At 69.2% G+C, this 12360-nt stretch carries 11 protein-coding genes; 3 read left to right on the top strand and 8 right to left on the bottom strand.

Annotated elements, in window-relative coordinates; genetic code table 11:
- Positions 1 to 207: 207 nt before the first annotated feature.
- Complete coding sequence (locus ACFOYY_RS33340) at positions 208 to 492, bottom strand: hypothetical protein (RefSeq protein WP_362778038.1); 285 nt, start codon at positions 490 to 492, stop codon at positions 208 to 210.
- A 518-nt stretch (positions 493 to 1010) separates the two neighbouring features.
- Between ACFOYY_RS33340 and ACFOYY_RS33335 the strand changes: the two genes are divergently transcribed.
- The 3 genes from ACFOYY_RS33335 (at position 1011) to ACFOYY_RS33325 (ending at position 3358) form a co-directional block, all read left to right on the top strand.
- Positions 1011 to 1493 (top strand): vitamin K epoxide reductase family protein, encoded by a 483-nt coding sequence (locus ACFOYY_RS33335; RefSeq protein ID WP_352010934.1) that lies wholly within the window; start codon positions 1011 to 1013, stop codon positions 1491 to 1493.
- 30 nt (positions 1494 to 1523) lie between these two features.
- Positions 1524 to 2303 carry a DsbA family protein gene (locus tag ACFOYY_RS33330; RefSeq protein WP_386195062.1) on the top strand — a complete coding sequence of 260 codons (780 nt, stop codon included), beginning with the start codon at positions 1524 to 1526 and terminating at the stop codon, positions 2301 to 2303.
- 461 nt (positions 2304 to 2764) lie between these two features.
- Positions 2765 to 3358 carry a Uma2 family endonuclease gene (locus ACFOYY_RS33325; protein WP_386195061.1) on the top strand — a complete coding sequence of 198 codons (594 nt, stop codon included), beginning with the start codon at positions 2765 to 2767 and terminating at the stop codon, positions 3356 to 3358.
- A 365-nt stretch (positions 3359 to 3723) separates the two neighbouring features.
- Here the strand turns inward: ACFOYY_RS33325 and hemL are convergent, their stop codons facing one another.
- The 7 genes from hemL to ACFOYY_RS33290 all read right to left on the bottom strand — a co-directional run bounded on the left by hemL (position 3724) and on the right by ACFOYY_RS33290 (position 12238).
- Positions 3724 to 5064 carry a glutamate-1-semialdehyde 2,1-aminomutase gene (gene hemL, locus ACFOYY_RS33320; protein ID WP_386195059.1) on the bottom strand — a complete coding sequence of 447 codons (1341 nt, stop codon included), beginning with the start codon at positions 5062 to 5064 and terminating at the stop codon, positions 3724 to 3726.
- 613 nt (positions 5065 to 5677) lie between these two features.
- Entirely contained in the window at positions 5678 to 6316 is a 639-nt protein-coding gene (locus tag ACFOYY_RS33315; RefSeq protein WP_386195058.1) for a bifunctional DNA primase/polymerase, read from the bottom strand.
- Between the two features lie 202 nt (positions 6317 to 6518).
- Positions 6519 to 7505, bottom strand: a complete 987-nt coding sequence (gene hemB, locus ACFOYY_RS33310; RefSeq protein WP_362778029.1) for a porphobilinogen synthase — start codon at positions 7503 to 7505, stop codon at positions 6519 to 6521.
- A 141-nt stretch (positions 7506 to 7646) separates the two neighbouring features.
- On the bottom strand, positions 7647 to 9227 hold the full coding sequence (locus ACFOYY_RS33305) for a bifunctional uroporphyrinogen-III C-methyltransferase/uroporphyrinogen-III synthase (RefSeq protein WP_352010940.1): 1581 nt from the start codon (positions 9225 to 9227) through the stop codon (positions 7647 to 7649).
- Positions 9224 to 10144, bottom strand: coding sequence for a hydroxymethylbilane synthase (gene hemC / locus ACFOYY_RS33300; RefSeq protein ID WP_352010941.1), 921 nt, complete (start codon positions 10142 to 10144; stop codon positions 9224 to 9226). Before hemC ends, ACFOYY_RS33305 begins: the two co-directional genes overlap by 4 nt.
- Positions 10141 to 11460, bottom strand: coding sequence for a glutamyl-tRNA reductase (locus ACFOYY_RS33295; protein WP_386195056.1), 1320 nt, complete (start codon positions 11458 to 11460; stop codon positions 10141 to 10143). Before ACFOYY_RS33295 ends, hemC begins: the two co-directional genes overlap by 4 nt.
- Before the next feature lie 70 nt (positions 11461 to 11530).
- Positions 11531 to 12238 carry a redox-sensing transcriptional repressor Rex gene (locus ACFOYY_RS33290; protein ID WP_352010943.1) on the bottom strand — a complete coding sequence of 236 codons (708 nt, stop codon included), beginning with the start codon at positions 12236 to 12238 and terminating at the stop codon, positions 11531 to 11533.
- Between the last annotated feature and the right edge of the window lie 122 nt (positions 12239 to 12360).

Raw genomic sequence — 12360 nt, 5'->3', positions numbered from 1 at the left:
GAAAAAGCTCCCTTTGCTAAAGAAAAAGCACGAACAGGGACGAAAGTCGCCGAATCCATCACACCTTCGCCCAGCCCGGCCCATCGCCTTCGTTCATACCCTTTCAAGCCACCCGTACAGCTTCGCGACGCCTGGGTGGTTTTGCGGCATCAGGTCCCGTACGGCCGCCGCCCCCGGAGGCCGTACGGGGACCGAAGAACGGAGACCTCAGTCCTTGGCGCTGACCTGCCCGCTCCCCTTGCAGGGACGGCAGGTGATCTCGACCTGGGTCACCACCGTCCCGCCCGCGGCGGTCTTGGTCTCACGGGTCTCGTAATAGTGGCCGTTTCCCTCACAGTTGCCACAGGGGCGCGTCGCTCCCATCGGCCTCTCCTTCACCTGGGCCGCGGCCTGGGCGACGTCCGCGAACGACGCCCTGACCCGCTCCGCCTGCTCCCCCGTCAGGAAAGGCAACACCACCTTGCCGCCCGCGGCGGTGGGAATGCCCAGCACATACGTTCCTCGTTCGGTCACAGGCTTTTCCAATCGGGGGACGATGATCGATCCGGAGGGCGACCGTCTACCACGTATCTCCGATGATCATGGTAGGCCGCCCATGACACCACACCGGCACATGCACGGCCGTCCGGCGCGTCTCCCCTCGGGCACCGCCCTGGGGAGTCACCGGCACGGCCCCACGACCGACTCCGTCAGGCTACCCGCCCGATCCTCGCCGCCACCCTCGACTTCTCACAACCCCCACTTCCGGGAGGAACACAACCACTCCCCACACCGAAAAGTCCCCACCGAACCGTAGAAATCACGAAAGGAAAACCGCCCCGGGTCTTTCCAAGGACTTTGTCCCCTACTTCGGGAAAGCCTGTCCCGGCTATCGTCGCTCAGACCCGACAGATCCCCATGAGCACCAAAGACGCACTACCAAGCCCCTTACCGCCCTCTTACGCCCTTTGTTCTAGCCTCGCCTCTGTCCCGCACGGCGACGCGAAGCCGGAACCCCCATAGGAAACCCCATGGCCACAGACGTTCACCCGCACCCCGGTCGAGCACCGGAACGGCCGCGCTGGTTCCTCGTCGCGACGATCCTGCTGAGCGTCATGGGCCTGGCGGTCTCGGCCTACCTGACCCTCGCCCACTACGACACCGCGGTGCCCCTCGTGTGCGCGGAGAACTCCACGATCGACTGCGCCTCGGTGACGTCGAGCAGTTACTCCGAACTGCTGGGCATCCCGGTACCCGTGCTCGGCCTGCTGTTCTTCGCCGCGATCACGGTGCTGACCACCCCGTGGGCCTGGCGCTCGGCCTCCCCCCTCATCCGCTGGGTACGGCTCGGCAGCGTGATCGTCGGCGTGCTCTTCGTGGTCTACCTGGTGAGCGCCGAACTGCTCGTCCTCGGCAAGATCTGCCTGTGGTGCACGGCCGTACACGTGATAACCGTGGCGCTTTTCGGATGCGTCGTGACCGACGAATACCGGCGGGCGGGCCAGCCGGTCTGACCGCCGCAGCGATATCGATGAGGAGTCCTCATGAGCAAGAACGCCCGGCGGCAGTCGGCCAGGGAGCGCGTCGCCGAGGAGCGCAGGCTGCAGGCCGCCAAGGACAGGCAGCGGAAACTGCTGCTGGGCGTCCTCGGTGGCATAGCCGCCGCGGCGGTCATCGTGGTCGCGGTCGTCGTCGCGCAGAACAACACCGGTCAGAGCAACCAGAAGGCCGTCGCCTACACCGGGCCGCTGGCTCCGACCACACGCCAGGAGGACGGCTCGATCCTCATGGCCAAGGAGGGCGTCACCGCCCCCACCCTGGAGATCTTCGAGGACTTCCAGTGCCCCTTCTGCAAGAAGCTTGAGGACACCGCCGGCGACGCGATCTACAAGGCCGCCGCGGAGGGCAAGGCCCGGGTGATCTTCCGGCCGTTCCAGCTCTTCCAGGCCCCCGCCCACCCCGAACCCGTACCGTCGGTCTCCCGGCGCGGCGCCAACGCCGCCCTGTGCACCCCGCCCGACAAGTGGGCCTCCTACGCCAAGACGCTGTACGCCAACCAGCCGGTCGAGGGGCAGAACGGCTTCGAGAACAAGGACCTGCTCAACTGGGCCCGGGACCTCGGTTTCTACGACGCCGGGTTCGACAAGTGCGTCACCGGCCTGGAGATGGGGGCCGACGTCGACAAGGCCACCGAATACGCCCAGAAGCAGAAGGTCAACAGCACCCCGACCCTCCGCCTCAACGGCAAGGACCTGACCGCCGAACAGGTCAACGAACTCCTCTCCGCTCCTGAGAGCTTGGAGCAGATCCTGAGCTCGAAATAATGTTGTGTCTCTTTGCGCCGCCTTCGGCGGCGCGGGTTCGGGCGCCTCGGGCCGGCGCTTTCCCTCGTCACTGTGACTCTTTGCGCCGCCTGACGGCGGCGCGGGTCCGGGCGCCTCGGGCCGGCGCTTTCCCTCGTCACTCCGTCGCTTCGCTCCTGCGTTCCTCAGTCCAAGCACCGGCGCGCCCGAACCGAAAACCCCTCACGCACGGCACCGGTAAAGCACAAGACCAAACTCTTCACTTCTGGCGCCGGGGCGTCCGGGGCGAACCTTTTCACGCTTGGCATCGGGGCACTCGAACAGGAGGGCTCCGCCGTGGGCGGCGGAGCCCTGTGTTCCCTGTGTCTTCTTCGCGTCCAGGTCGTGTTCATGGCCTCGGGGCGGGGAGGCAGGAGACAATGGGCGGAGGGCAACGGAGATGATCTGGGATGAGCACACCGGGTGACGAGGATGACGCCACGGTGAACACCGTGAGTAGCGCGCTCGAATACTGGCCGTCACCACCCCCCTGGGGGTGGAAGGCCGACGACCTCGACCACCTTCCGGCAGAGGGACCCAACGGCGAGCCCGACTTCTTCAAGCACGTCGAACTCATCGATGGAGCCCTCGTCTTCATGTCCCCCCAGAAGCGTTTCCACCAGCGCATGATCCGTCGCCTCACCGAGGCGCTCGACGAACAGACCCCGGAGTCGCTGTCAGCGGTGAACCAGATGGACGTCAAACTCGGACACCGCACACGCCCCTGCCCCGACATCGTCGTCATCGACACCGTGGCGGCCGATGACGACGAACGGACTTTCTACACGCCCGACGAAGTGCACCTCGTCGTCGAGATCGTCTCTCCCGAGTCAGAGGATCGTGACCGCAAGACCAAGCCGTTCCGTTACGCCGAAGCGGGGATCACCCACTTCTGGCGAGTGGAGAACAACGACGGCAAGCCCGTCGTCTACGTCTACGAACTCGACCCCGCCACCGGCGCCTACGGCCTCACCGGCATCCACCACGGCCGCCTGACCGTCCCGGTCCCTTTCGACATCGACATCGATCTCAGCTAGTTGCGGCTGTGACTCTTTGCGACGTGTCTCTTTGCGACGTGTCTCTTTGCGACGTGTCTCTTTGCGACGTGTCTCTTTGCGCCGCCTGACGGCGGCGCGGGTCCGGGCGCCTCGGGCCGGCGCTTTCCCTCGTCACTCCGTCGCTACGCTCCTGCGTTCCTCAGTCCAAGCACCGGCGCGCCCGAACCGAAAACCCCTCACACACAGCACCGGTGAAGCACAAGACCAAACTCTTCACTTCTGATGCCGGGGCGTCCGGGGCGAGCTCTTCAGGCATGGCGTCGGGGCACCCAGGGTGCCTCTCAGCCTGGGTGCGGGGCACACCCAGGCCGAGGTGTTTCGGGTCGGCAGGTCCGAGCGACGGTTCAGAAGGCCTGGGCTGCGGCTTTGGCGGCTGCGGGGAGGGCTTCGACCACCTGGGAGAGGGCCTCCTCGTCATGGGCGGAGGAGAGGAACCACGCCTCGTACGCCGAGGGAGGCAGATAGACGCCCTGGTCGAGCATGGCGTGGAAGAACGCCCGGTAGGCGGCGGTGTTCTGGGTCTGCGCACCGGCGAAGTCGGTGACCTGGTCCTCGGTGAAGAAGATGGAGAACAGGCTGCCCGCACGCTGCAGGCGGTGCGGCACTCCGGCCGCGGCCAGGGCGTCGGAGGCGGCACGGCCGATGATCAGGGCGGCGGCGTCGACCCGGTCGTAGACCTCCTCATCGCAGGAACGCAGGGTGGCCAGGCCCGCCGCGCAGGCCAGCGGGTTCCCCGACAGGGTGCCCGCCTGGTAGACCGGCCCCTCGGGAGCGAGATTGGCCATCACGTCGGCACGACCACCGAAGGCGGCGGCGGGCAGACCACCACCCATGACCTTGCCGAAGGTCATCAGGTCGGCCTCGACCGGGTCGAGGCCGTACCACCCGGCTTCGGAGACCCGGAAGCCGGTGAGCACCTCGTCGAGGATCAGCAGGGCGCCGTGGGCGGTGCACAGCTCACGCAGCTTGGCGTTGAAGCCGTCCAGCGGAGGGACGACGCCCATGTTGGCCGGGCACGCCTCGGTGATCACGCACGCGATCTCGTCGCCGAACTCCCGGAAGGCCTCGGTGACGGCCTCGACCGAGTTGTACGGCAGCACGACCGTGTCGGCGGCCGACGCTCCGGTGACACCGGGGGTGTCGGGCAGCCCGAAGGTGACCAGTCCCGACCCGGCGGAGGCGAGCAGCGCGTCCACGTGGCCGTGGTAACAGCCGGCGAACTTGACGATCTTCGCCCGGCCGGTGAACCCCCGCGCCAGCCGTACGGCCGACATCGTGGCCTCGGTGCCCGAGCTGACGAGGCGGACCTTCTCCACGGGCTCGACGAGGGAGACGATCTCCTCGGCGAGTTCGACCTCGCCGGGCGTGGCCGTACCGAACGAGGTCCCGGCCGCGAGCGCCTCCTGCAGGGCCTCGACCACGGCCGGGTGCCGGTGCCCAAGGATCATGGGCCCCCAGGAGCACACCAGGTCGACGTAGCGGTTACCGTCCACGTCGGTGATGTACGGCCCCTGCCCCGAGGCCATGAACCGGGGCGTACCACCGACGGCGCCGAAGGCGCGGACGGGAGAGTTCACCCCTCCAGGGACGATCTCGCGGGCACGGGCGAACAGGTCCTCGGACTTCTCAGTAAGGCTCACGCCCCCAGCGTAACCACGACAGGCCCAGCCCCCACCCCAGGGCATCCCAACCCCCGCCCCGGGCCTCAACCTGCGAAAGGCCACGGTAGGAGCACCGTCCCTGGCCGGATAGGGGTCCGCTCCGGACACCACAATTACTCAGCGTGCAGAGACCCTGCCCTCGGCAACCAGCGCGAAAAGCCCCTATGCCAGAAGTGCAGGGCTTCACCCCGACCGTCCGGCGCGGTGCGTGAAGAGTTCCGGCCTGTGCCTTACCGCCGCCAGGCGGATCAAAGAGGCATGATTCGGGCGCGCCAACCTCGGGCGTGAAGAGTTTGATCTTGTGCTTCACCGGCGCCAAGCGTGAGGAGTGTCGGCTTGGGCGCGTCGGTGTCTGGACTGAGGAACGCAGGAGCGAAGCGACGGAGAGACGAGGGAAGACACCGACCCGAAGCGCCCAAGCCCGCGACGCCGCCAGGCGGAGCAAAGAAACCCGGTTCGGGCGCGCCGGTGCTTGGACTGAGGAACGCAGGAGCGAAGCGACGGAGTGACGAGGGAAAGCACCGGCCCGAAGCGCCCGAACCCGCGACGCCGCCAGGCGTCGCAAAGAAACACAGCACCGACCCGAAAGCGCCCAAGCCCGCGACGCCGCCAGGCGTCGCAAAGAAACGCTACGCCATCAGCAGGTATCGGCCAGCTTTTCCAGCACGACCAGCGGGTCAGGAAGCGGTCGCCCGTCCGGGGGGCGGAGCCAGGTGGCGGGTTTGCCTGTCGGCAGCAGGGAGGGCGGCGCCATGACGTAGCTGTCGCGGCAGTGCCACCGTAGGCCGGGCATCTCCTCGATGGTCGAGGGGCCGTAGTCGAGGGAGCAGGACCACCACTCGTCCTCGTCGTCGGAGGTGTTGCGGGTGGCCACATAGAACAGGACCCGGTCACCGTTGGCGGCGACCGGGCCCTGGGCGGTTCCGGCGGAGTCCATGTTCGCGAAGGCGGTCAGGCCCGCGGCGAGCGGCACGTCGAAGACGTCGAAGACCCTGCCCGTGGGGAGGATCACGTTCGCCTCCGGGTCACGTTGCCACCAGTGGCTCAGCAGGGCGAGGTCGGTGGTCGCCTGCATCTGCCAGGCGCGGGAGAGCGGGTGGGCACCGGCGTCCGGGCAGCCGATGCGGTCGCACGAGCAGGCGCGGGAACCGCTGTTCAGGGGCCGCGCCCCGGGACAGCTCGCCCAGCCGAGGGCGGCGTACTCCAGCACGGAGGCGACCGTCTGCTTCGGATGAGCGCGTCGTTTGCCCCGACGAGTCAGCGGTACCCCCACCATCGTGTCCTCCGTCGTCCGCGCGTCCCGCGTGCCTTCGGATGCGATGACATGCCCGTGTTCGGTCGATCAGCGAAAGAAGTCAGACAGCCAGGGTCTACACCACCTGGGACACATCCGCACCGGTCCTCGCACTCTAACGCACAGACCCCATGTGCGAATGACAAACCCCCGGTTCTCACCACGTGCCTGTCGTCACACCAGGTCAGCCGAGCTTCCTGGCCACCTCGGTCGCCCAGTAGGTGAGGATCATGTCCGCCCCGGCCCTGCGGATCGCGATCAGGGACTCCATGATGGCGCGGTCCCGGTCGATCCAGCCGTTCGCCGCGGCGGCCTCGATCATGGAGTACTCGCCGCTGACCTGGTAGGCGGCCACCGGGACGTCCACCAGGTCGCGGATCTGGCGCAGGATGTCGAGGTAGGCGAGGGCGGGCTTGACCATGACGGCGTCGGCCCCCTCCTGGAGGTCGAGGCGCACCTCGCGCAGCGCCTCACCGATCGGACCCGCGGGGTCCTGCTGGTAGGCGTTGCGGTCGCCGAACTGCGGCGCGCACTCGGCGGCCTCCCTGAAGGGGCCGTAGAACGCCGAGGCGTACTTGACGGAGTAGCCCAGGATGGGGATCTCCTGGAAGCCGTCGGCGTCCAGCGCGGCGCGGATCGCGGCGACCTGACCGTCCATCATGCCGCTGGGCGCGATGACCTGGGATCCGGCCCTGGCCTGGGCGACCGCGACGGCGGCGTAGCGCTCCAGGGTGGCGTCGTTGTCGACCTCCCCGCCGGGGGTCAGGATGCCGCAGTGGCCGTGGTCGGTGAACTCGTCCAGGCAGGTGTCGGTCATCACGACCAGCGCGTCGCCGACCTCGGCGACCACGTCGGCGACCGCGCGCTGGACGATGCCCTCGGGGTCGTCGCCGGCCGAGCCCCTGGCGTCCTTGACCTCGGGCACGCCGAACAGGATCAGGCCGCCGACGCCCGCCTGCGCGGCCTCGTTGGCGGCCTTGAGCAGGGAGTCGCGGGTGTGCTGCAGGACGCCGGGCATGGAGGTCACAGGGCTGGGCTCGTCGATGCCCTCCTTGACGAACACCGGCAGCACCAGCTCCGCGGGATGCAGCCGGGTGCCCGCTGACATCCGGCGCATCGCCGCCGTACGGCGGAGCCTGCGTGGGCGCGCGACAGGGAACTGGGCGGTCATGATGTCTCCCCCTCCCCCCGGCACACGGGCACCACGGAGGGTGAGAGGAGCCGGGGGACGTATTCGGTTTGTCCAACGTCTTCCCGGGTGCCGACGCGCCGACCTCCTGCCGCGCGGCACCCGTGTCTACCGTCCTCCAGGCTACTTGGCGCGGCGCCTGGCCCCTCGTCTGGTCTGGGAGGGCCTGCGGGGGACGTCTCCCGCGGCGACGGCCGCCTGGCGCTGCTTGGCGCCGTACTCCGCCAGTGCCGAGGCGAGGGCGGAGGCGGAGGGCTTGTCGGCCATGACGTCCACCCTGAGCCCGAACTCCTCGGCGGTCTTGGCGGTCTGCGGGCCGATCACGGCGATGACCGTGACGTTGTGCGGCTTGCCCGCGATGCCCACGAGGTTGCGCACGGTGCTCGACGAGGTGAACATCACCGCGTCGAAGCCGCCGCTCTTGATCGCCTCCCGGGTCGGCGCGGGCGGCGGCGCCGCCCTGACCGTCCGATAGGCGGTGACGTCGTCGCACTCCCAGCCGAGTTCGGTCAGCCCGGCGACCAGGGTCTCGGTGGCGATGTCCGCGCGGGGCAGCAGGACCCGGTTGATCGGGTCGAGCATCGAGTCGTACGGCGGCCACTCGGCGACCAGTCCCTCGGACGACTGCTCACCCGAGGGCATCAGGTCGGGCTTGACGCCGAAGCTCACCAGGGCCCGCGCGGTGGCCTCGCCGACGGCGGCGACCTTGAGCCCGGCGAAGGCCCTGGCGTCGAGGCCGTACTCCTCGAACTTCTCCCTGACGGCCTTGACTGCGTTGGCGCTGGTGAAGGCCACCCACTCGTAACGGCCTGTGACCAGGCCCTTGATCGCCCGGTCCATCTGCTGCGGGGTCCGGGGCGGCTCGACGGAGATCGTGGGGACCTCCTCGGGCACCGCGCCGTAGGAGCGCAGCTGTTCGACGAGCCCGGCCGACTGCTCCTTGGTCCTGGGCACGAGTACCCGCCAGCCGAACAGCGGCTTGGTCTCGAACCACGACAGGCGTTCCCGCATGCCGACGGCCTCGCCGACCACGATCAGCGCGGGTTCGGTCATCCCGGCGTGCTTGAGGTCGGGCGCGATCCGGCCGAGGGTCGTCACCACGGTGTACTGCTCGGTGGTGGTGCCCGAGCCGCTGATCGCGACCTGTGTCGAGTCGGGACGGCCCGCGGCGATCAGTGCCTTGCCGATCGCGGCGGCCTGGGAGAGCCCGTTGTAGATCACCAGGGTTCCCGCGCCGGTCGCGTGCGCCGACCAGTCGTCGACCTGGGTGGCGTCCACGACACGGAACTCGGGCACGGAGACCGCGGCGGGAATGCCCGCGTAGGTGAGGACGGCGGTCGCCGCCGGCACGCCGGGGACGATCTCGAAGTCCACCTCGGCCTTGGCGCAGGCCGCGACCTCGTCGGTGATCGCGGAGAAGAACATCGGGTCGCCCGCGCACAGGCGCACGACGTCACGGCCCGCCTTGGCGGCGTTGACGGCCCGTAGTGAGACGGCCTCCTCGTTCGCGGTGTCGACGACCTCGACGTTCTCCCGGCAGTGGCGCAGCAGCGTGCCGTACGGCTCCCGATCGAGCACGACGACGTCGGCCTTCGAGAGCAGGTCGGCGCCGCGAAGCGTGAGCAGGCCCTCATCGCCTGGCCCGGCGCCCACGAAGGCGACGAACCCGGCGGAGCGCTCGAAGGTGGTACTTCCGGAGCTCAATGTGCTCGCTCCCCTATCAACGTGCCTGCCCCTTCGGCGATCATCTCGGCCGCGAGGTCGCGACCGAGATCCATGGGCGCCGAAGAGGTCCCGGCGGCGGACTTGCGTACCGCTCTGCTGCCGTCCACGGCGACGACAGCGGCGGTCAGGAACAGATCGTGCCCGCGCTCGGCGGAGTAGGCGCCGACCGGAGCCGAGCACCCCGCCTCAAGTGCGGCGAGCACCGCGCGTTCGGCGGTCACCGCGGCGCGTGTCGCGGCGTCGTCGAGCACGCTCAGGAACTCGGCGAGGTCGGGGCGGTCGGCACGGCACTCGACGGCCAGCGCGCCCTGCCCGGGGGCCGGGAGCATCTCCTCGACCTCGAAGACCTGGGAGATCTCGGCCTCGCGCCCGAGACGGCCGAGTCCGGCGGCGGCCAGGACGATGCCCTGCAGCTCACCGGAGGTGACCTTGCCGATGCGGGTCTCCGCGTTGCCGCGGATCGGGACGTACTCCAGGTCGGGCCTGAGGACCCGCAGCTGGGAGACCCGGCGCGGGGAGCCGGTGCCGATCTTGGCGCCCGGCGGCAGGTCGGCCAGCTTGGCGGGGCCGACCAGCGCGTCCCTCGGGTCGTCTCGGGGCGGGATGGCGGCGATGACGATGCGCGGGTCCGGCGTGGTCGGCAGGTCCTTCAGCGAGTGGACCGCGAAGTCGATCTCGCCCTCGATGAGCTTGTCGCGCAGCGCGCTGACGAAGACGCCGGTGCCGCCGAGCTGGGTGAGGTTGGCCTTGGTCACGTCGCCGAAGGTGGTGACGCCGACGAGCTCGACGGCGCGGCCGGTCAGCTCGGTGAGGCGGGCGGCGACCAGGCCGGACTGGGTCGTCGCCATCAGGCTGCGCCGGGTCCCCATCCTCAGTGGAGAAGCGGTGTCGCTCATCTGCCCACCTCCTTCTTGTTCGTCTCCGTTTCCACCGAATCGACCCGTCTCACCGCATCGGGCACCTTCGGGTCAAGATTGAACAGCTCGCGCAGCGCCTCCGCATAATGATCGCCTGCCGGAGACTCGGCGAGCTGTTTGACACGCACGGTGGGCTCGTGGAGCAGCTTGTCGACCACGCGCCTGACCGTCTGCGCGACCTCGTCGCGGACCCGTCCGTCGAGGCCGGGCACCCGGGAGGCGAGCCGTCCGAGTTCGGCCTCGACCACGTCGGCCGCCTTGCTGCGCAGCGCGACCACGGTCGGGGTGACCCGCGCGGCGCGCTCGGCCGACAGGTAGGCGGCGACCTCGCGGGTGACGATCTCTCGTACGGCGGCGACCGCCTCGGCCCGTCCGCCGTCGTCGGTCTCGGCGATGTCGCCGTCCTGCATCGACTCCAGGTCGACGAGGGTGACGCCGGGCAGGCCCCGCACGGCCGGGTCGACGTCGTGGGGCAGGGCGAGGTCCAGCACGAACATCCGCCTGGCGGGGACCATGTCGACGGTGACGACCACGTCGGTCGCGCCGGTGCACGAGATCACCAGGTCGGCCTCGGCCAGTTCGGCCGTCAGGTCGTCGAACCGCGCGGCCCTGCCGCCGACCGTCTGCGCCAGCCGTACGGCGCGCTCGTGGGTGCGGTTGACGATCACGATGTCGGTGACACCGGCCCGCTGGAGGGTCGCGGCCGACAGGGCGCTCATCGAGCCCGCGCCGACGACCAGGGCGCGCCTGCCCTGGATGGGGCCGAGGGCGCGTTCTGCGAGGGTGAGGCCGACGCCGACGAGGGAGGCGCCCGCCCGGTCGATGCCGGTCTCGGTGTGGGAGCGCTTGCCGACCCGCAGGGCCTGCTGGACCAGCTCGTTGAGCGTCGGGCCCACGGTGCCCTGCTCCTGGGCGAGCCTGAGCGCCGAGCGGATCTGGCCGAGGATCTGCCCCTCGCCGAGGACCATCGAGTCGAGTCCCGAGCCGACGGAGAACAGGTGCTCGACGGCCCGGTCCTCGTAGTGGACGTACAGGTGGCCGGCCAGCCGCTCCATGGGGACGCCGGAGTGGACGGCGAGCAGCTCGGAGATCGCGTTGACGGCCGCGTGGAAGCGGTCGACGGTGACGTAGACCTCGACCCGGTTGCAGGTCGAGACGACCATGGCCTCCGCGACCCGGACGTCCTGTTGCACGTCGTGCAGCAGTTTGACCAGCGCGTCACCGGTGACGGAGACCTGTTCGAGCAGTGCGACGGGGGCGGTCCTGTGACTCAGACCGACGACGAGGACGCTCACCGGGCCTCCTCGGGTCGTGGTGAACCCGTGGTCTCCCCGCGGGAGACGTCGTGCCTTCGGGCTCTGTCGTTCACAAGTCCACCGCCTCGGGCCACTCCTCGGCCATCGCGGGCCCCCCAGTCATCCGATCCGTCTTACGTTGTTCGTGGAACGCGAGGATCTGCAGTTCAATGGATAGGTCGACTTTACGGATATCGACGCCTTCGGGTACAGCGAGTACGACCGGGGCGAAGTTCAGAATGCTCGTCACACCGGCGGCTATGACCCGGTCGGCCAGTTCCTGCGCCGCCGCGCCCGGGGTCGCGAGCACGACGATCGACACGGCCCGCCGCCTGATGACGGCCTCAAGCTCGTCGACGTGCTCGACGGTCAGTCCCGCGATGTGGTCACCAACCACCTCCGGGTCGGCGTCCAGGAGCGCCGCGACCCGGAACCCCCTGGAGACGAACCCTCCGTAGTTGGCGAGCGCGCGCCCGAGGTTACCCACCCCGACGATCGCGACCGCCCAGTCCTGGGTCAGACCCAGTTCACGGGAGATCTGGTAGATGAGGTACTCGACCTCGTAGCCTACCCCGCGGGTGCCGTACGAGCCCAGATGCGAGAGGTCCTTGCGAAGCTTGGCCGAGTTCACTCCGGCGGCGACGGCCAGGTCCTCCGAGCTCACGGTCGCCAGGCCCCGCTCGGCCATGCCGTTGAGCGCTCGCAGATAGAGCGGCAACCGGGCGACGGTCGCCTCGGGAATGCCACGTTCACGAGCTTGGGAAAGACGGCGAATCACGTGCCGGAGCTCCAGGGGGACAGGCGGCCGGCGCGGCCCGGACGCGACGGATGACGAGGTGAGGCCACTGTCTTTCAGGTTAGTCCCTTTGTGAACCGGTGCACAAAGTGGGTCTTCCCAGT

The sequence above is a fragment of the Streptosporangium jomthongense genome (assembly GCF_042650425.1).
Classification (GTDB): Bacteria; Actinomycetota; Actinomycetes; order Streptosporangiales; family Streptosporangiaceae; genus Streptosporangium.
This window is presented reverse-complemented; position numbering and strand designations above follow the sequence as displayed.